Genomic DNA, 239 nt, shown 5'->3' with positions numbered 1-239 from the left:
GGATAAGCCCTCGACCGATTAGTACTGGTCAGCTCCACGTGTTGCCACGCTTCCACCCCCAGCCTATCAACCTCGTCGTCTTCAAGGGGTCTTACTAATTGGGAAATCTCATCTTGAGGGGGGCTTCACGCTTAGATGCTTTCAGCGCTTATCCCGTCCGTACTTGGCTACCCAGCTATGCTCCTGGCGGAACAACTGGTACACCAGCGGTACGTCCATCCCGGTCCTCTCGTACTAAG

The 239-nt window shown here is 55.2% G+C and carries 1 rRNA gene; it reads right to left on the bottom strand.

The window, feature by feature from the left end:
- A 23S ribosomal RNA gene (locus ACSEXW_RS28505) occupies positions 1-239 on the bottom strand; the annotation flags it as partial.

The sequence above is a fragment of the Oryzibacillus soli genome (assembly GCF_051594765.1).
Lineage (GTDB): Bacteria > Bacillota > Bacilli > Paenibacillales > NBRC-103111 > Paenibacillus_AR.
The sequence above is the reverse complement of the archived record's forward strand: the minus strand, read 5'-3'. Positions and strand labels throughout refer to the sequence as shown.